We start from the raw sequence: 17,524 nt of genomic DNA on the forward strand, positions 1-17,524 counted from the left end.
GAGCTTCACCATGAGCCAGCACCACTTCGAGACCTCCCACAAGGGATTCCCATCACCGTCATGCTTGGCTGGGACAGGCCGATGCAGTACTTCTTCCTGGTCATCAAGAAGCCCGCCGAACTGGTCGACGAGACCATGCTGGTCGAGGACGACGACTTTCTCTATAGCAATCTGCACGAGCGTGATCCGTTCGGCCATGACCTGAACTACTACCGCGAGGTACTGCGGCATTTTCAGATCGTCGTGCCGGACAGCCTGTTCCAAGAGGTCCAGCGCGACGCCGAAAACAACGCCGGTAACCGCGTTGCCAGTCACCAGGCCGACGGCTCTTTCACCGAGTTGAATCCTGGGTAGTCCGCACTCCTTCATCCCTAACGGGGCGTCCGTCGCCCTCTGCGGGCGGTGCTGCCCCTCACACCATCGAGGACTTCACCATGCCTGCATCTTCATCTCCACACCCCCTTTTTCGCATCGACGAGTGCAGCGACCTCATGGCCGATGCCTGCGTCTGCGGCGAACAGGGCGACCTGGTCTTTCTCTCGGTCTGGGCGCGGGACACCGCCATCCAGCAGTTCCTGGCCCGGCTCACCCTGGGCCGTGCTGACCACGGACTGGATCAGATTCACCTCATCACCGACCAGGGCGGTTCGGTGCCCGTGTTCATCCCCTCGGTCGAGCGCCTGGAAAAGCGCCTGACCCGCAGCTATCGCCGCACGCTGTTCGGCTCCATGGTCAATCTGTGGCTGTTCGACCAACGCTGCATCCGGCCCGACAAGGCCTCGGCCAGCGCGCTCGCGCTGTTGCCGCGCTCGGAGGTCGATCCCACGCCACGCCTGTGGCAACTGGTCAAGGACGCCTGCCCGCTGCCGCTGCTGGATCACTGGCAGAGCACCGTGCTGGCGCTCCTGCGCGAGCGCGACATGCTGCGCAACCTGCCGGCGGCCTTCGGGCCGTTGCAAGGATTTCGCCTGGCACTGGACGTTCCCGTGCTCACCGACGCACTGGGTGATCTCATCCGCCGCGAGGTTCTTACGGCCTACCCGTATCCGGCCCGCATCTGGCAACCGGAACGGGTCGCCTGAACTCACCACGGATGCGCGCAACCGCCGCGCATCCGCTTTCTTTCATTCCCGCCAGACAGGAGACTCCCATGGCACTCATGTTCCCCCGGCTCGCCCGGAACTTCGCAAAAGCCGGTTACTTCCCGACCGACGAACCCACGCTCGAACGAGCGCTCAACGCACTCGCGCCCGGCGACGGGCCCTTGTGCATCCTCGATCCCTGCGCAGGTGAAGGTGTCGCCATCGCGGAAGCCGCGCATGCCCTCGGGCGTGAGCAGGTAGCCGCCTATGCGGTCGAGTACGACCAGGAGCGTGCCAACCATGTGCGCCTGATGGCCGACCATTGCCTGCACAGCGACTTGATGGACACCGTGATCTCGCGCCAGAGCTTCGGCCTGCTGTGGCTCAACCCACCGTATGGCGACCTGTCCAAGGATGCGAACGGCAACATCGGGTATGACGGCAAGGGCCGTGCGAGGCTGGAAAAGCTGTTCTACCAGCGCACGCTGCAACTGCTGCAGTACGACGGCATCCTGGTCTTCATCGTCCCGTCCTATGTCCTGGATCAGGAGATGGTCGGGTGGCTGACGCACCATTTCGCCGACTTGCGCGCCTACCGTGCGGTGGACACGCAGTTCAGGCAGGTGGTGGTGTTCGGTCGCCGGATTCGCCAGCGTGAGTTGGCGGGCGAGGACACGAAGTCCGCCCGTGCCAGGCTGATGCAGATCGGCCTGGGCGAGATCGAAGCGGATGAGCTACCGCCCGAGTGGCCATTGCCACCGTATGTCGTTCCCGTCACACCGGCCGAGCCGGAGCACTTCTATCGCATCAGCATCGAGCCGGCGCAGTTAGCCGACGAAGCGCACCGCCTGCTGGGCCTGTGGCCGTCGTTCGAGACCCATCTCGGCGCCGCCCAACAGTCCCTGCGTCCACCGGCGCGCGCATTGTCCCAGTGGCACCTCGCCTTGGCCCTCGCGGCCGGCGCGATCTCGGGTGTCGTGCAGTCCAAAAGCGGCCGAACGCTGGCCGTCAAGGGCGACACCTACAAGCAGAAGGCCACCAGCGCGGAATACCGCGGGCGCGACGACGGCTCCATCGCCGAAACCCGCATCTTGACGGACAAGTTCGTGCCCGTAATCCGCGCCTGGGACCTGTCCCCGGACTCGGCCACCTTCGGCCGGATTCTCACCATCCACTGATCCCCCGGACGGCCCGCCGTCCTCTTGCTCATCCAGAAGGAGAACCACCATGCTTCAACGACTCTTCCCGCGCCGCAAACCGCAGCCGCTCCCCCTGTTCGCCCTCGGCTCTTTGCAGTTGAGCGAAAAGGTGCATTGGTTGGCCAGCAAAGGCCTCATCGACCCTTTGTCCTATGTGCAGCGCCATGTGCGTGGCGACTGGGGCGAAATCGACGAGGCCAGCCGGCAATCCAACACCATGGCCGTCGATCAAGACGCCCCCATGGTCTCCCGCTACCCAATCGTTCTCGACGATCAAGCGCTGGCCATAGACCACCATGTCATCGTAGTCAATCAGGCCCTCGTCACGCAGCGAGTTCTCGTAGGCCTCGGCCCAGGCGGCCAGCTCCTCCTCGCTTGTCCAAGCGATACTGTTTCGATTGAGCACGGAGCGGCGATGCCGCCCCAGGTCGATAACCTTGTACGGATGACCCTGCCCAAAAAGTTCGTCTCCGGTTTGTTTCAGCAGCCGATCACTGACTCGTTGAGTCGCCACCGAAAGGGGGAACGGTAGCGGTAGTCCAGCCAGACGCCCATACGGCATCAGAAGATGGCGCAGGCAAAACCCGTGGACGAGAATTAAGCGCTGCGAACATTTTTGGGAGCCGGCGCAAGGTCACCAAGTGACCCGCTAGGACGATCAGCGGGCTCAGGAAGTAGAACCCCACCACAGATACCGTAACGCTCACCAATGGCAGTTGTATAGCCCGTCGATTGGCAAACAGATAAGCGCAGTGCGGCTTCGCCGCACCAAATACCGTAATCACTCTGGCCAGCGCAGTTTCTGTGCCTGCACGCATATCCATGGGCTCGGTCGCGAGCCAGATAGCGTCGATGCGGATCATTGGATGAGTCCACGGACAAAGCGGGCACAGCCTTCAGGATCGGAAGTGGGCCAATTCACGGAGAGCGTTTGCTCGCCAAGCGGCAGTTCGATAGTTGCTGACGCTTGCTCCGCTCGTTTGGGGCTGGCTCTTAAAGGAACAAAGGCGGGCAATACGGCGGGCGGCTGGTCTCGAAAGAGCGGCAGCCACTTGCGAATGACGTTGGCGTTAATCCCGTGGCTGATGGCGACACTGGACAGCGACGCCCCGGGTTGCAGGCATTCTTGAACGACTTGGGCTTTGAACGATTTTGGATAAGAGCTTCGTTGGCGCATGGAAATCCTGGCGATTAAGGGTGATCGCGTCCGTTTAAAAATACGCGGACACCATCGCCCTTAATTCCGGGGTTTTGAAGGTGTGTTCGCTGGTCGCTTACCCACGTGCAGAAATTGGACGTGGAGTTGGTCATTTGTGAACGAACCGGAGCAAAGGATCATTTTCGGAGGTTGGGATATCAATAAAAATGGCGGTCGGACGTTAATCCTTAGCGATAAATGGAGGGTTGAGAACGGCAGGCGAACCCGTGGGTATCCTCAGAGTTTGGAGCATCTCAGGTTAGTGGAGGAAAAGGGCTACGAGCTTTATACCTTCAACATCACTCACTCTGATGTCCGTGTATGGGCTTGAAGATTACACCGCCATCCGACACATAATGATTGAGCACTAACGCTTGCGATCAACCAGACACCCTAGCAGTTGAAAAGCTGATTCCACCGGATATGCGCAGGGGATGGCCGGCGCCCCCTCCATACGACTCAATCCGCATCGGTCGGTAGCCCGAGGGCCCTGGGCTAATAGCTGACGTGGAAAACACAACGCGCGGTTGACCCCTTACTCCACGCTTTCAATTGCGGTCGTCGCAGCGCAGGCTCTTGCTCCCAAGGGCCAAACGGCGACCGCGCCTTCAGTCGGCCCCTCTGCCGCGCACATCTCAACGTATTCGTTTAACTAATATATCTATCTATATTAATGGGTTGCGCGGGCTACCTACATAAGAAATAGTCATGACGCCACGCTACTCAACTAGCAGTAGAGACGGTTTCGTCTTCCATCATCGGACTATTTTTCTGGTATTTCACTGGCGTTCAGTCAGTGAGGGATCAGTCAAATAAGCCCCAATGGATTGATTACCTGAACGCACTAAAAATAAGGCAGACCTAAAGTGTGCCAGGTAGTAAGGGCGCTGTTTCTGCTGCACTGAATGAATCACGATCGACAGGGAATTTAGAACGCTCGGTATAAAAATCAAGAGCGTCAAAGTGGCCAAATATCTCACTGCCTTCAAAAACAAAATTACATTTTGCAGGAGATGCAAATGAAGACTCCAAGCAACAACGCAAACCCGACACGAGACCCGCTCAACCTTGATAAGGTGGTCGCGGCAAAGGTGGCATTGAGAATTACGCCGCTGATTCTTCTGCTGTATTTTATTTGCTTTCTGGATCGATCCAATATTAGTTATGCCGCGTTGCGCATGAACGCTGATATTGGTTTGTCGAGCACGGCATTCGGTTTAGGTGCAGGGATCTTTTTTGTTGGTTACGTGATGTTTCAGGTGCCTTCAAATATTGCCCTGGTCAAGTTTGGCCCTCGGCGCTGGATTGGTACCATCGCCATGCTGTGGGGAACCATTGCTGCGTTAATGGCTTCAGTACAAGGCCCTCAGGAGTTTTATATCCTGCGATTTGCCTTGGGCGCTGTAGAAGCGGGGCTATTCCCAGGCCTTCTTTACTACCTCACTCTGTGGTTCCCTCTGCAACAACGTGGCCGCATTATAGCCATGCTGGTCGTTGCAGGTTCAGCGTCGCCGCTTATCGGTGCTCCGCTGTCGACATGGTTGATGGAAATTACAGATGGCCACGCGGGTCTGCACGGCTGGCAGTTGATGTTCATTATTGAAGCCGTTCCGGCGATCATTCTAGGCGCGTGGTGTTTCAACCGGATGCCCAATCGTCCTTCTGATGTTAAATGGCTGACCGATAAGCAAGCGTCTCAACTCCAAGTTCAACTCGATACCGAGACGGCAAAAATCAAGCTTGAGTCAGGCGGTAAACAAGGCCTTAAATCAGCCTTCTCACCGCTGGTAATCGGGCTTGGTCTTATTTTCTTGGGCTTTGTCTTTGGCGAATATGCAATCGGGTTTTTCCTGCCCCTCATGATTGAGTCTCTGAACTTGCGTTACGCTTCAGGGCTGAGTGTATTTGAGGTCGGCTTGCTGGGTGCTATTCCTTATCTGGTGGCAGCGATCGTCATTGTTGCATGGGGTTTTCGGTCTGACCGAAAGAACGAGCGCATCATGCATACCATTATTCCGGCCGTTGTCGCCGCCGTGGCCATTATCTTCGCGGTTAATTCGGGAAGTATGACCTCGGCGATTGTCGCCTTTAGTATCACCATTGCCGGTGTGTTGGCGGCGCAAAGTATTTTCTGGCAAATACCTGCCCAGTGCCTGACGGGCGTCGCCGCAGCGGCGGGCCTCGCCTTGATCAATGCGATGGGGAATTTCGCGGGCTTCTTGGGGCCTTTCATCATGGGTGCCGCTAAAGATGTTCAGGGCAGCTATGACATGGGTCTTTGGGTGTTGGCGGCGTTCTTGATCATGTCTGCAATAGGAACGGCAATGGTCGGTTCCTCAATGCGAAAAGATACGGCTCGCCTCAACGCTGCTTCATCTGCTGGGCGGCCATAACAACTGAGGTCTCTGGCCTCTGTGTAGCTGCTCCAGGCTCACGCCTGATGAGCAGCTACTTTTAGAGTGCCTGTCAACTTACCCGCGAGTTGTCGACGCGGGGTGCACTATCAAATCAGGAGGACGCATGAGTACAACGACATCCACGATCCAGGCCCTCTACGATGCTCCGGCCATCGCCAAGCTTCGCGAAGACCTGGCGCTTACACTCCGCGCTGCTGCTTTTCACGGTCTGGGCGAGGGTATTTGCAATCATTTCAGTGTATCGATTCCGGATCATTCGGATAAGTTTCTACTCAATCCACGGGGCCTGATGTGGAGTGAAGTTCGCGCCGAGGACATCCTTATCGTGGGCACTGACGGCGAGAAGCTTGCAGGGCGCCACGACGTTGAACCGTCGGCGATGTTCATCCATGCAGCCATTCACCGTATCGCCAAAAAGAACGTAGTGCTGCATACCCATATGCCTTACGCCACTGCACTTTGCCTGACGGCTAAAGGCGGACTGGACACGACGCTTTCGCAAAACGCGATGCGCTTTCACGGCAACGTCGCATATGACCGCCAGTTCAATGGCCTGGCTCAAGACCATACCGAGGGCGAACGTATCGCCCATGCGATGCAGGGGGCGGACATCGCTTTCCTGGGCAATCACGGCGTGGTGGTGTGTGGTGATCGCCTGGATTACGCCTTCGACGATTTGTATTACCTCGAGCGAGCCTGCCAAACGGAAGTGATCGCCCGATCCACAGGTTTGCCTCTGACGCCGGTCGCTCCCGAATTGGCAGCATGCGTGGCTGAGCAAGCATGTTCCGAACGGCTCCAATCCCAACTGTTCCTCGCGGCGCTTAGACGTCTTTTGAAGTAATCAGTCTTTTCAGGAGAGAAAAGTGTCAGTTGTTAACCTTCAGCCTATAATTGCTCCCGATCATGACGGTCATCACGTTGTGCATGGAAAAACGATAGAACAATGGGTGTCCGAATACCCCTTGTTAAATCAACTCATGCGCGGCGAACCGGTGGCCTGGTTTAATCCTGCGGTGGTTCCGTTGAGCCAAGCGTTGATGGATATCGAGTTGACGGCTGCCGACGTCGACGACGCCAGCGCGAGACTGACACGTTTCGCCCCCTTCCTCGTGAAGGCGTTTGCGGAACTTGATGCGGTAAACGGGATAATCGAATCCGAACTGGCTTCTCTGGACGCCTTCGCTCACGCGGCGGCGTCGCGTTATCAGTTGCCCGGTGCCGTCCCGCGGCTGATGATCAAGAAGGACAGTCACCTTCCTATCTCGGGGTCGGTCAAGGCCCGCGGCGGGATTTACGAAGTCCTGTTCCACGCAGAACAACTGGCGTTGAAGCATGGTCTGCTTACCATTACGGACGACTATCGAAAGCTCGCCGAGCCGCCGTGTCTGGCTCTCTTCGAGCAACACAAGATCGCAGTCGGTTCCACCGGCAATCTTGGGATGTCCATTGGTATTGCGGCCGCCCGTCTAGGTTTCCAGACGACCGTGCATATGTCCGCAGATGCGCGTGAGTGGAAAAAGAGCAGGCTCAGGGACAGTGGCGTGCGGGTGGTGGAATACACCGGCGATTATGGCGAAGCGGTCGCTCAAGGACGCCGCGAGGCAGAGCAGGATCCTACCTGCCATTTCGTCGATGACGAAAATTCGCGCACCCTGTTCCTCGGCTATGCTGTAGCGGGTGAGCGCTTGAAAGTTCAATTCGAACAGCAAGGTATTGTCGTGGATGCCACACACCCGTTGTTCGTTTATCTCCCGTGCGGCGTCGGCGGCGGCCCTGGTGGAATTGCCTTTGGGCTCAAGCTTGCCTTTGGCGATCACGTGCATTGCATCTTCGCCGAACCCACCCAGTCGCCTTGCATGTTGATGGGGGTCTACACAGGTCTGCATCATCAGTTGTCGGTTGGTGACTTTGGAATCACCAACAAAACCGCGGCTGATGGCCTGGCAGTGGGAAGTCCATCAGAGTTCGTCGGCAAGTCGATGCAAAGGATGATCGATGGCTTCTACACGCTGACCGACGAAGAGATGTTTTCACTGCTGGCATTGATGCAGCAAACCGAGGGCTTGAAGCTTGAACCATCGGCTTTGGCCGGAGCTCCCGGGTTCGTCCGCGTGCTCGCTGATGATGCTGCGCAGTACCGTGATCGGTTGGGGCTGAATGACAGCGCGTGGAGTAACGCGATACATTTGGTCTGGGCGACCGGGGGAGGGATGGTTCCTCCTGAGGAATATGCAGCCTACCTCAAAGAAGGCGAAAGCAGATTGGAGCAATCTTCAAGCCCGATCTGAAGCCGCGCCACCGGCGGCTACAGGCTTGGCCGGAATGCAAGAGGGGCTGCAAACAGCACGGTAGTCCCTATTGAGCAGGTGATGATGGACGTCAGTGCCGTCGATCACGGCCTTCCGATCAATCCTTCCAGCAAAGCGAATCGGTGATGCTCTCCTCATCAATGATGATATGGCTACGCAGTTTCGATGCCGTCGCCAGAAACAGCAGTTTTACGCGAGCTGCTTCCGAACTCTGCGTTTCCCAGGGCGCTCTCAGCCAACAGGTCAAACATTTGGAATCCTCCCTGGGATGCCAACTGTTCTATCGTCGTGCGCGCTCTTTGGCGCTGACGCATGATGGGGAAAAGCTACATCGAGCGACCCGGGATTCATTACGAGTGATAGAGGACGCTCTCGCGCAACTGCGACGGCCAAGGGACAATCAAGACATTGCCCTGAGTTGCTCTCCGTCCTTCGCCATGGGCTGGCTGACGCCCCGGCTGGGGAATTTTTTCCGCGAGCACGCAACGATTCATCTCAAGATTCACGGTGAATTCCATTGGCTTGACCGATCTAGCTTGATGCGCGAAGGATTGAGCGCGGCCGTTCGCTACGACTTGGGGCACTACGATGATCTGGTTGCCCGTCCGTTTCTGAACGAATGGCTATTTCCTGTCGCCAGCCCTGGCTTTCTAACGGCACATCCGGTACTCGAATCGCCTGCTGACCTCAGGCCCGAATGGTTGCTGCATGACTCAAGCCCTTGGGCGGGGGCCGAGCAGTTTGAAGAGTGGGCATATTGGTTCAAGCAGGTCGATGCACCCTCGCAAGAGTTATCGTCCGGACATTTCTTCAACCTCTCCCAACTTGCCCTGGCTGCCGCTAAAAACGGCCAAGGCATCGCCATGGGGCGTCTGGCACTTGTTTACGACGACCTATTGAATGGCCGACTGATCGATGTGTTCGGGATCGGAGTTCCTTCACCGGCCGCCTACGTCTTCGTCAGCCAGGGCACACCCAGCGGGCCCGTCGCCGTAGTTGAGGCCTGGCTTCGCAAGGAAGTCAGTCTTTTCCTTGAAGACTGCCGCAGAGTAGTTGCCTGGCTTGGTCCCGATTGATCATTGGGTTAAACGCGCCAAAATTTTCGGACGACCTGATTGGACGGCGACAAAAGAAGCGGTGGCAGCTCATCGCTGAAGACATCTACAAAAGCACATCCATCGATACTTTGCTCGAAGCAAGGGGCAAAGCCGAAGGCTACATCCACGGTCTTGTAGACGCGGGGCATTTGTCGACAAGAGATACCGACCGCGACTATCTCATTTTGAGCATTGTCCAACGGCGGCGCGAGTTTTTGCAAAAACTGCTGAACGAGTGCGGCTACTGAAACACGCTCTGTGTTGAAGCGCGCCTCAGGCACGAAGGCACCTTATCACCACAGTTAAAAACGGTCGGCGGAATCGAGTAGCTTGAGAAAGCTCGCTCTGCCGAGGTCTCGCTTGAAACTAGCGATGACGTAGTTACCGTCTTGGGTTTCAAGCAGCCAAAACCGCCCTTCTTTCCTCGCTGACTGAATTTTACCTGTCCGGAGAATAGAACCATCCACCCTATGGTACGCATCGTCACGCTCAGAGTGGTCGAAGGAAACGCCCAGGCATGTGTCATCCGCGATGACAGCGTCACTAATGAAAGCAGTGACTGGCGCCGTGTATTTTCGAAGGCTTGCTTGCACCAAGCGACTCAGCTGAAAGTCGCTTAAATCTTTACTGTGGAACTCCAACTCAGTTACTTCAGGCATCAAACCCAAGCTCCAAAACGATTCTGTCTAAATTGTCTGCGAGCTTCGCTTACCCTGCTTTCATCGAAAAAGCAGTACCAATGCAGGCCTCTTTTCTCAGTCCTGGCCCGAGGAGGAGATAGACCGTACTTTTGGTTTCAAACATGCAGCCTTCAGTGAAGGATTTTCCGAAATTGCTGCGTACACCAACAGCAGTTTGATCAACCAGGGTTCGTTTAGCTTACTGAACATCCCGGAGTGCGTCTTTTCATAAGAGCACTGCTCGACGATTTCACGAACCTCTTGCTCGGCTTCATCCTTACTATCACGAAGGTTGACCAACATGTCTCTCGCCTCATCGACGCGGCCCTTGGCGACAAGCCAACGTGGAAAGGTCGGAACAAAGTTCACCCCGACGTAAAGCAGAGCGGCTGGGATCAAGGCAATGGCCAGCATGTAGCGCCACACAATCGGGCTATCAAACAGATGTGCGAGCAAAGCACTGGACACGTAGGCAAGACACTGCCCAGAAACAATCATCAGCTCACTCTGACACACCAGCCGGCCTCGATGCTTTGGCCCTGCGAGTTCAGCAATGAATACCGGCACGATTGAGGAGGCACCGCCAACCGCAAAACCGAGCGCGAATCGGATCAGGATCATTGCCCAAAAGCTGGGTGCCAGTGCACTTCCGATGGCTCCGACAGCAAACAGCAGAGCCAATAATTTCAGCATTACCAACCGGCCGAAACGGTCTGAAAGCTGGCCAACGAAAAAAGCGCCAAAGGCGCCACCGAAGATCAATGAAGATGCAACAGCACCTTCCATGACTGGGGTTAATCCAAGGCAGCCCTGGGCAGGATCGAGGCTCATGAAAGGGAGAGCACCAGAGATGACACCTGTGTCATATCCGAATGCAAGGGAGCCCATTGTAGCGATTGCAGCTACGCGCCAAAGAATCTTGGCTTGGGAGCGAGGCGTGGCCTGATCACCGTGTTGCATGGCATCTACCTTTTTTTAGAGTTATTTGTGTATTCGGTAGTGAGAGGCTATCCGCACTACAGCGAAAGAAAAACCTGCTCAGGGGAATTGTGTTTTCCGCTCACTGAAAATCTGAGCCAGGATCAGCCTCGTTTTTCTGCCGCTGGTACTCTAAGCCACCAAGCTGTTCGCGCTAATGCGATTTTGACCCAAGCTGCTTATCTTGACTGGCCCATGTGCAGCCGCTGAAATCCCGTGCAAGGCTATCGATGGCTGAGTATTCAGGTGGATCATTGAACTCCGGCAGCCTGGGTTCAAGATCGCATCAGCGCCAACAGAGCAGGTTCTCCAGTGGTGGTCGCGCCTGAGTTGAGGAGAGCTAAAAATCCGACTTTTCAACAGAATCGGCCAAAAGCAGCCCTTCAACGTGATGACGAAGTTTAAGGCGATTCACAATCCCGATCCCATCACTTTCAACTTCGCCAGTGAATCAATCTGCACTTGCCCGTACTTGAGTATCACAACTCCCTCTGCGGCCATCGCTTTTAGTTCCAACGCAAGGGTTTGGCGGGTAATACCCAACATCATTGCCAAAGCTTCCTGGGTAACCTTGAGTTCGTGGCGCCCAGTAAGCGAAAGGGTAGTATCTCCATGGGCCAAGTGTTCCAGGCGACGGGCGATGCGTGTGCGGGTCGAATGTAGCATGATGTCCTCAAACACTTTGAGGAGGAGCCGAGCATGCATAGCCTGCAGCACCGCGATCGACCGAGCGAAGCCGTTGTTGCACATTAGGCTCTCGAAAACATGTGGGTCGATGCAAAGCACCTCCACTGCATCAACGGCGCTCACGTCATGCATCCGGGGCAGACCATCAAGTAATGAGGTCTCGCCGAACCAGTTACCAGATTCGAATACCGTCAAGATGGCCTCTTTGCCATCCTCTCGCAATGTCGACATCTTCAGCGACCCCCGAACCAACCCGTAAAAACTGCCGGGTGCATCGCCCTTTCGTAGAAGAAACTCCTTTGGGTTCAGTCGCTGGGTTCGACTGTCGGCCAGCATTTCTCGTTGCACTGCGGGTTCAATGCACCCGAACCAAGGATTGGCGTTCATCCTCTTCAGGAGCTGATCATTGACGAACATTGGCTCCACCCCCTTTAGTCAGCTTGCATTATGGGGCCGCATCAAAACACGAATAACTACGTTTATAGACCGAAAAGCTTAGTCAAATGCAATATCCCTTGCAGTTTGCGGTGACACAAAACTCTAAGCTGCTCCTGTTCGTCGTTCAAGCACCGAGCAACGACTCACGGGGGAAATCATGAGCAACCATAACCACGCGACATTCAAAAGCTTTCAAGAAAGCACCAGCGAAGACTGGAGGCTGATTGGTTCAGAATTCATGGCCTATGCCCAAGGCCTACCTGAACGAGTGATCAGCCATTTGAAACTGCTGGAGGGTGACTTCGGCGGCTTTCCAATCGACCGCTATGCGCATTCATTGCAAACCGCGACACGCGCACTGCGAGACGGACGCGACGAGGAGTATGTGGTCTGCGCCCTGCTCCACGACATTGGCGATACGCTCGGTGCCTACAACCACCCTGATATTGCGGCCGCTATCCTCAAGCCTTTCGTTAGCGAGGCCAACCACTGGATGGTCGCCCACCACGGGATCTTCCAAGGCCACTACTTCTTTCATTATCTCGGCCTAGATCGCGATCTGCGTGATCAATTCGTCGGCAGTCAGCATTTTGATTACACGGCGCAATTCTGCGAACTGTATGACAGCCCCGCCTTCGACCGTGACTACGACACTCTCCCTCTCGAAGCCTTTGAGCCCATGCTCCGTAATGTCTTTCGCCAACCGTTGCGCAGTCTCTACAGCTCGGCCATGCCTGCTGAGGTTACTGAGTAGCACTTCGATTCGACGTTCCATATATCAAACAAAAATAAGGAATTCCCATGCACATACCTTCGCTAAAAAACCTCGTTAGCAGCCAAGAGTGGAAACTGCGCTGTGACTTGGCCGCTTGCTATCGACTGGTGGCCTATTTCGGTTGGACTGATCTCGTTTTCACCCACATCAGTACGCGGCTGCCCGGTGATGAGCATCGCTTCTTGATTAATCCCTATGGTTTGCTGTTCGATGAAATCACTGCGTCTTCGTTGATCATCGTCGATCATTTGGGCAACAAGCTCAACGACTCGGAGTTTTCGGTGAACCGTGCCGGTTTCGTGATTCACAGCGCCATTCACGCGGTTCGCGATGACGTTCAGTGCGTACTGCATACCCATACTCGCGCCGGTGTCGCAGTCAGTGCCCAGAAGTGCGGTGTCTTACCAATCTCCCAGCAGTCCACCTTCGTCCTGAATTCATTGGGCTACCACGACTATGAAGGGGTGGCGGTGCGAGATGAGGAGAGATCAAGCCTACAAGCAGACCTCGGCGACTCGAGTTTCCTGATGTTGCGCAATCACGGTTTACTCACCGTAGGGCGGTCAATTCCGGATACGTTTTTAGCGATGTACCTATTTGAGACCACATGTCAGATCCAGTTGGCCGCTCAAGCCGGTGGCGATTTGGTTGAGGTTGATCGCTCCATTATCGAGAGCGTGGAGCAGGTGGCGAAGATGCAATCCGAGGGTCAAGGCGGTGGATTTGTTTGGCCAGCGCTACTGCGCAAGCTCGATCGGATGGGCAGCGACTACCGTACATAACCCTGCAAGAAACATCATGATCAATCATTCTAACAATAACGAGATATAGCTCATGAACGCACCACGCTTTCGGCCGCCAGTGACTTTATGAAGACGACTCTATTCGATACTCCTGGTGTTGTCGGTGCGGGACTTACCGAAAACCTTAATGCGGTATATCGCAAGGTCACCCGGAAACTAATCCCCCTGCTTTTCTTGTGTTACGTCCTCAACTACCTGGATCGCATCAATATCGGTTACGCCCAGTTGCAGATGCGTGCCGACCTCGGCTTCAGCGATGCGGTCTATGGTTTCGGTGCGGGTATGTTCTACATCGGTTATTTCATTTTTGAAGTGCCGAGTAATCTGTCCCTACAAAAGATCGGTGCGCGCAAAACGTTGCTGCGCATCATGCTTTGCTGGGGATTAGTATCCGCCGCCACGTTGTTCGTGCAGACGCCGATCCAGTTCTACGCCGTGAGGTTTTTGCTGGGTGCATTCGAAGCTGGTTTCTTTCCCGGCATCGTACTTTACCTGACCTACTGGTATCCGATGGAACGACGCGGTCGGGTGATTGCGCTGTTCATGACGGCGTCGGTGTCTGCTGGGATTATCGCCGGCCCAGTTTCGGGGTGGATCCTGCAGAACCTCGACGGTTTCAACGGTTTACGCGGCTGGCAGTGGCTATATGTGCTAGAGGGCCTACCCAGCTCATTGCTCGGCATTGTTGTCTACTTGCGCCTTGTCGACCGCCCAGGCGATGCCCAGTGGCTCGATGCGGCGGAACGCCAGCTGATTCAGGTTGCCTTGCAGGACACGCCGACCGAGGCTGCTGCCACTGATCACTCCCTCGCTACTGCCCTCAAAGACCCAAAGGTATATCTATTCTCCGTGCTCTATTTCTCAATCAACTTTGGCAGTTATGCCCTGAGTTTCTGGCTTCCTTCGATGATCCAAGACCTCGGGATTCGCGACGCCCAACAGATCGGCTTGTACTCGTTAATCCCTTATACCTTCGGTGCTGTCGCAATGGTCTGGTATGGCCGCCGCTCTGATCGATGTCAGGAGCGCCATTGGCATTTTGCGATCGCAACATTCTGCGCTGCGACAGGGTTGGTGCTGAGCACCTTGGCCATCGGGCACTTGTGGACTTCGCTGATGTTGCTAGCGATCACCACCGCCGGCATCGTCGCCGCTTATCCAGTGTTCTGGGCTGCCGCAACTGCGCAATTGTCTAAAAAAACCGCTGCAGCAGGTATCGCAGTAATCACCAGTCTGGGCAGCCTCGCCGGTGTTGTGAGTCCCGCTGCAATCGGCCTGATCAAAACCTCTACGGGAAGCTTCACGCCGGGTTTTTACGCCGTCGCCGCTCTCATGGCGTTGGGCGGTCTGGTCATGTTGCGCAGTCGAACCCTTGCCGAACAATCATCCTGATTTTAGCCAAAGAGAGTCAACTATGTTATTCGCAGAAAATGTCGTATGGATCACCGGCGCCTCCTCGGGGATAGGCGAAGCATTGGCCACTGCCTTTTTGCGCGAAGGGGCACGCGTGATCCTTTCTGGGCGGCGAAGCAGTGAACTCGAAAGGGTCGCGGCTCAAGCCCCGGATCGGTCGCTGGTGCTGCCGTTTGACACCACCAACTATGCTGCCCTTCCCGATTTGGTCGAACGCGCATGGCGCTGGCAGGGTCGAGTTGACCGCTTGATAAATAACGCTGGTGTCAGCCAAAGAAGCCTGGCACTCGATACTCAGCTGAACGTCTATCGTCAACTCATTGAGGTCGATTACCTTGCGCCGGTGGCCCTGACCCAGCAGTTGTTGCCGCTGATGGTCGAGCGGCGCAGCGGACAAATCGCAGTGGTGAGTTCGGTTGCTGGGAAAGTCGGCGCACCAATGCGTGCCGGCTATTGCGGAGCCAAACATGCGGTTGTCGGTTATTTTGATGCGTTGCGTGCAGAAGTCGAAGAAGCCTATGGCATACAGGTGAGCGTCATCCTGCCGGGGTCGGTTCGGACATCGATTGCTGTTAACTCACTGGAAGGCAATGGCACTTTGCGAGGCCGATCCGATGCCAATATAGAAAACGGCATGTCTGTGGGGACTGCCGCCGATCTGATTCTGAACGGACTGAAAAGCAACAGCCGGGAAATACCTGTGGCCGATGGCATGGAAGCGATGGCTTTGCATTTACGTGTTCATGATCCTGAAAAGCTCTACACAGTGACCTCCCAAGAGGGTGCGCGTCTGGCAAGGCTTCGCGAGGAGCAGGGGGCAGGTTGCTCGGTGGATCCCAAGGATATTCAAGAGAGGTAGCTAATCCTGCAAAAATGGATTCGAATCCATTTTCAGATACTAAAATATAAATTCGTAAGTGCTCTCGTTTTTTTCTGATCAGAATTGCTATCTACAATGCTCACCGCTTGAGTTTTGCCTCCAGCTGTCCACATTCCATTGAACGTGGACAGCTGGAGTGAATTAAGTACGCTTGTTTTCCATTAGAGTGCTGTATAGCGCTTCATTGTCAACGACTAATTGCGGTCCCTGACCCCGAAGAGGCTTGGTGAGTGGCGGGAGTACCGTTAATACGGTTTCTAGCCAATGCGTATTCTTGGCTGCCCTTAAAGCAGTGTCCATCCATGGTATCGGCTCATCGCAACAGAGAGCCGATCCATGTCAGCAACCCACTCATCCAGGCAACTGTTCGTAAGCAGCTTCCTGGTCGTAGCAGCCCTGGCCAGCGGCTGCGCGACAACCACCGCACTGAACGCGCCGCCGCTCGAAGAGGTCGACCCCGCCCCTGATTACCAAGAGCAGGAGTCGATTCTGGTCGTACGCAACGGCCGCTATACCCTGGTCGAGCTGGTGCCCACGGTGGCGCAGCGCGACCTGCTGCTGCAAGTGGTCGACGTGGCGATGCCGGAAGGCGCTCGCGCCACCGTCGGTGATGGCCTGCGTCATACCCTCAAGCGCAGCGGCTACCAGCTCTGCGAGACGGCACACGCGGTCATCGCGCTCTACGCATTGCCGCTGCCCGTGGCCCACCTCCACCTGGGACCGCTGACGTTACGCGACGCGCTGCTGACTCTGGCCGGTCCGGCCTGGGATCTCCAAGTGGATGACCGCACCCGGCAGGTGTGCTTCACCCGACCTGCTGCCAGCGAAAGTCTCGATACCACGCCAAGTTCCGATAGCCCAACAACTGACGCGGCGCAGACCTTCCCGGTCGCCGTGGAAGGCCAGCCATGAACGCTGCGCCATCGGCTTCGCGCTCCACCGCCACCGTGGTCACGCAGCTCCTGTTGTGGGCATGGCTGATCGGTCTGAGCGTGTGCGCCGGACTGGGCTACCGCGTCATGACGGAACTCGCTGATCGCGAACACCTCGATTCCGGCCTACGGCAGCTCCAGGTACTCGAAGCCCGGGTGCGCGAACTGGCCGATGACACGCAGGCATTGCGCGCACAGCCACAAGCGGCCACGGCAACGACCCTGCGCGACACCCGTGTGCAGATCGACGCACGCATTGCCCAGCTCGAACAGGCACAGGCGGATCATGCAGCCCTGGCGGATGTGCAAGCACTGCGCACCGAGGTCGAGCAGCTCAAGAGCCTGCGCCAGGCCGCTGCCCGCACGTCCCCACCGTCGCGCGCGGCCAAGGCAACGCCTGCGAAACCCCAGCAAGTGCCGTTTGCGTTCCGGGTTATCGGCGCGGAACTACGCGCAGGGCAGCGCAGTGTGTCCATCGCACCAACCACCAGCGAATTCTCGGCCGACCAGATCCAGGTGCTCCTGCCCGGCGAGGCCATCGGCTGCTGGCGGCTGCTAGGCATCGACGGCAACACCGCCACGTTCCAGTCCGCCGAGCAGACGCGCCGGCTGGCGATTCCTTGATGGGGTGCG

At 56.4% G+C, this 17,524-nt stretch carries 19 protein-coding genes and 1 pseudogene; 14 read left to right on the forward strand and 6 right to left on the reverse strand.

Annotation, left to right across the window (positions count from 1 at the left end):
• The first annotated feature begins 81 nt into the window (after positions 1–81).
• The 4 genes from AC0IYN_RS00635 (at position 82) to AC0IYN_RS00650 (ending at position 2,813) form a co-directional block, all read left to right on the forward strand.
• Positions 82–354 (forward strand): hypothetical protein, encoded by a 273-nt coding sequence (locus tag AC0IYN_RS00635; protein WP_471840185.1) that lies wholly within the window; start codon positions 82–84, stop codon positions 352–354.
• Positions 355–434: 80 nt separating this feature from the next.
• Positions 435–1,082, forward strand: coding sequence for a hypothetical protein (locus AC0IYN_RS00640; protein ID WP_471840187.1), 648 nt, complete (start codon positions 435–437; stop codon positions 1,080–1,082).
• A 68-nt stretch (positions 1,083–1,150) separates the two neighbouring features.
• The gene (locus AC0IYN_RS00645; RefSeq protein ID WP_471840189.1) at positions 1,151–2,260 is read left to right on the forward strand and encodes a DUF6094 domain-containing protein; all 1,110 of its coding nucleotides are present in this window, start codon (positions 1,151–1,153) and stop codon (positions 2,258–2,260) included.
• 49 nt (positions 2,261–2,309) lie between these two features.
• Positions 2,310–2,813, forward strand: coding sequence for a hypothetical protein (locus tag AC0IYN_RS00650; RefSeq protein WP_471840191.1), 504 nt, complete (start codon positions 2,310–2,312; stop codon positions 2,811–2,813).
• A gap of 327 nt (positions 2,814–3,140) precedes the next feature.
• On the opposite strand, the gene tnpA is transcribed toward AC0IYN_RS00650, so the two are convergent.
• On the reverse strand, positions 3,141–3,458 hold the full coding sequence (gene tnpA, locus AC0IYN_RS00655; protein WP_471840193.1) for an IS66-like element accessory protein TnpA: 318 nt from the start codon (positions 3,456–3,458) through the stop codon (positions 3,141–3,143).
• A gap of 1,040 nt (positions 3,459–4,498) precedes the next feature.
• Between tnpA and AC0IYN_RS00660 the strand changes: the two genes are divergently transcribed.
• From AC0IYN_RS00660 to AC0IYN_RS00675, 4 genes are all read left to right on the forward strand, one after another.
• A complete protein-coding gene (locus AC0IYN_RS00660) occupies positions 4,499–5,872 on the forward strand; it encodes an MFS transporter (RefSeq protein WP_471840195.1) in 1,374 nt (457 codons plus the stop codon).
• Between the two features lie 127 nt (positions 5,873–5,999).
• Positions 6,000–6,740 (forward strand): aldolase, encoded by a 741-nt coding sequence (locus AC0IYN_RS00665; RefSeq protein ID WP_471840197.1) that lies wholly within the window; start codon positions 6,000–6,002, stop codon positions 6,738–6,740.
• A 22-nt stretch (positions 6,741–6,762) separates the two neighbouring features.
• Positions 6,763–8,187, forward strand: a complete 1,425-nt coding sequence (locus AC0IYN_RS00670) for a D-serine ammonia-lyase (protein ID WP_471840199.1) — start codon at positions 6,763–6,765, stop codon at positions 8,185–8,187.
• Between the two features lie 146 nt (positions 8,188–8,333).
• Positions 8,334–9,284 carry a LysR family transcriptional regulator gene (locus tag AC0IYN_RS00675; RefSeq protein ID WP_471840201.1) on the forward strand — a complete coding sequence of 317 codons (951 nt, stop codon included), beginning with the start codon at positions 8,334–8,336 and terminating at the stop codon, positions 9,282–9,284.
• An 8-nt stretch (positions 9,285–9,292) separates the two neighbouring features.
• On the opposite strand, the gene AC0IYN_RS00680 is transcribed toward AC0IYN_RS00675, so the two are convergent.
• The 5 genes and pseudogenes from AC0IYN_RS00680 to AC0IYN_RS00700 form a co-directional block, all read right to left on the reverse strand.
• Positions 9,293–9,586: a hypothetical protein gene (locus AC0IYN_RS00680; RefSeq protein ID WP_471840203.1), complete on the reverse strand. Its 294-nt coding sequence runs from the start codon at positions 9,584–9,586 to the stop codon at positions 9,293–9,295.
• A gap of 21 nt (positions 9,587–9,607) precedes the next feature.
• On the reverse strand, positions 9,608–9,964 hold the full coding sequence (locus tag AC0IYN_RS00685; RefSeq protein WP_471840204.1) for a hypothetical protein: 357 nt from the start codon (positions 9,962–9,964) through the stop codon (positions 9,608–9,610).
• Between the two features lie 49 nt (positions 9,965–10,013).
• Positions 10,014–10,109, reverse strand: coding sequence for a hypothetical protein (locus AC0IYN_RS00690; RefSeq protein ID WP_471840205.1), 96 nt, complete (start codon positions 10,107–10,109; stop codon positions 10,014–10,016).
• Between the two features lie 101 nt (positions 10,110–10,210).
• Positions 10,211–10,945 (reverse strand): annotated as a pseudogene (locus tag AC0IYN_RS00695) (MFS transporter); the annotation flags it as partial.
• A 429-nt stretch (positions 10,946–11,374) separates the two neighbouring features.
• Positions 11,375–12,067, reverse strand: a complete 693-nt coding sequence (locus AC0IYN_RS00700) for a Crp/Fnr family transcriptional regulator (protein WP_471840206.1) — start codon at positions 12,065–12,067, stop codon at positions 11,375–11,377.
• Between the two features lie 178 nt (positions 12,068–12,245).
• Between AC0IYN_RS00700 and AC0IYN_RS00705 the strand changes: the two genes are divergently transcribed.
• The 6 genes from AC0IYN_RS00705 (at position 12,246) to AC0IYN_RS00730 (ending at position 17,515) form a co-directional block, all read left to right on the forward strand.
• Positions 12,246–12,842 carry an HD domain-containing protein gene (locus AC0IYN_RS00705; protein ID WP_471840207.1) on the forward strand — a complete coding sequence of 199 codons (597 nt, stop codon included), beginning with the start codon at positions 12,246–12,248 and terminating at the stop codon, positions 12,840–12,842.
• Between the two features lie 47 nt (positions 12,843–12,889).
• Entirely contained in the window at positions 12,890–13,645 is a 756-nt protein-coding gene (locus AC0IYN_RS00710) for a class II aldolase/adducin family protein (protein WP_471840208.1), read from the forward strand.
• 87 nt (positions 13,646–13,732) lie between these two features.
• Entirely contained in the window at positions 13,733–15,058 is a 1,326-nt protein-coding gene (locus AC0IYN_RS00715) for an MFS transporter (protein ID WP_471840210.1), read from the forward strand.
• 22 nt (positions 15,059–15,080) lie between these two features.
• Positions 15,081–15,938, forward strand: coding sequence for an SDR family NAD(P)-dependent oxidoreductase (locus AC0IYN_RS00720; RefSeq protein WP_471840212.1), 858 nt, complete (start codon positions 15,081–15,083; stop codon positions 15,936–15,938).
• A 357-nt stretch (positions 15,939–16,295) separates the two neighbouring features.
• Positions 16,296–16,871 (forward strand): PFGI-1 class ICE element type IV pilus protein PilL2, encoded by a 576-nt coding sequence (pilL2, locus tag AC0IYN_RS00725; RefSeq protein ID WP_471840214.1) that lies wholly within the window; start codon positions 16,296–16,298, stop codon positions 16,869–16,871.
• Positions 16,868–17,515, forward strand: coding sequence for a hypothetical protein (locus tag AC0IYN_RS00730; RefSeq protein WP_471840215.1), 648 nt, complete (start codon positions 16,868–16,870; stop codon positions 17,513–17,515). The genes pilL2 and AC0IYN_RS00730 overlap by 4 nt, the downstream gene beginning before the upstream one ends.
• Positions 17,516–17,524 lie beyond the last annotated feature (9 nt).

Source organism: Pseudomonas sp. AC112 (assembly GCF_979253545.1).

Bases quoted from the DNA above. Each gene is read 5' to 3' on its own strand.
- AC0IYN_RS00635 (WP_471840185.1), top strand. From the start codon at position 82: ATGCAGTACTTCTTCCTGGTCATCAAGAAGCCCGCCGAACTGGTCGAC.
- AC0IYN_RS00640 (WP_471840187.1), top strand. From the start codon at position 435: ATGCCTGCATCTTCATCTCCACACCCCCTTTTTCGCATCGACGAGTGC.
- AC0IYN_RS00645 (WP_471840189.1), top strand. From the start codon at position 1,151: ATGGCACTCATGTTCCCCCGGCTCGCCCGGAACTTCGCAAAAGCCGGT.
- AC0IYN_RS00650 (WP_471840191.1), top strand. From the start codon at position 2,310: ATGCTTCAACGACTCTTCCCGCGCCGCAAACCGCAGCCGCTCCCCCTG.
- tnpA (WP_471840193.1), bottom strand. From the start codon at position 3,458: ATGCGCCAACGAAGCTCTTATCCAAAATCGTTCAAAGCCCAAGTCGTT.
- AC0IYN_RS00660 (WP_471840195.1), top strand. From the start codon at position 4,499: ATGAAGACTCCAAGCAACAACGCAAACCCGACACGAGACCCGCTCAAC.
- AC0IYN_RS00665 (WP_471840197.1), top strand. From the start codon at position 6,000: ATGAGTACAACGACATCCACGATCCAGGCCCTCTACGATGCTCCGGCC.
- AC0IYN_RS00675 (WP_471840201.1), top strand. From the start codon at position 8,334: ATGCTCTCCTCATCAATGATGATATGGCTACGCAGTTTCGATGCCGTC.
- AC0IYN_RS00685 (WP_471840204.1), bottom strand. From the start codon at position 9,964: ATGCCTGAAGTAACTGAGTTGGAGTTCCACAGTAAAGATTTAAGCGAC.
- AC0IYN_RS00690 (WP_471840205.1), bottom strand. From the start codon at position 10,109: ATGTTTGAAACCAAAAGTACGGTCTATCTCCTCCTCGGGCCAGGACTG.
- AC0IYN_RS00700 (WP_471840206.1), bottom strand. From the start codon at position 12,067: ATGTTCGTCAATGATCAGCTCCTGAAGAGGATGAACGCCAATCCTTGG.
- AC0IYN_RS00705 (WP_471840207.1), top strand. From the start codon at position 12,246: ATGAGCAACCATAACCACGCGACATTCAAAAGCTTTCAAGAAAGCACC.
- AC0IYN_RS00710 (WP_471840208.1), top strand. From the start codon at position 12,890: ATGCACATACCTTCGCTAAAAAACCTCGTTAGCAGCCAAGAGTGGAAA.
- AC0IYN_RS00715 (WP_471840210.1), top strand. From the start codon at position 13,733: ATGAAGACGACTCTATTCGATACTCCTGGTGTTGTCGGTGCGGGACTT.
- AC0IYN_RS00720 (WP_471840212.1), top strand. From the start codon at position 15,081: ATGTTATTCGCAGAAAATGTCGTATGGATCACCGGCGCCTCCTCGGGG.
- pilL2 (WP_471840214.1), top strand. From the start codon at position 16,296: ATGTCAGCAACCCACTCATCCAGGCAACTGTTCGTAAGCAGCTTCCTG.
- AC0IYN_RS00730 (WP_471840215.1), top strand. From the start codon at position 16,868: ATGAACGCTGCGCCATCGGCTTCGCGCTCCACCGCCACCGTGGTCACG.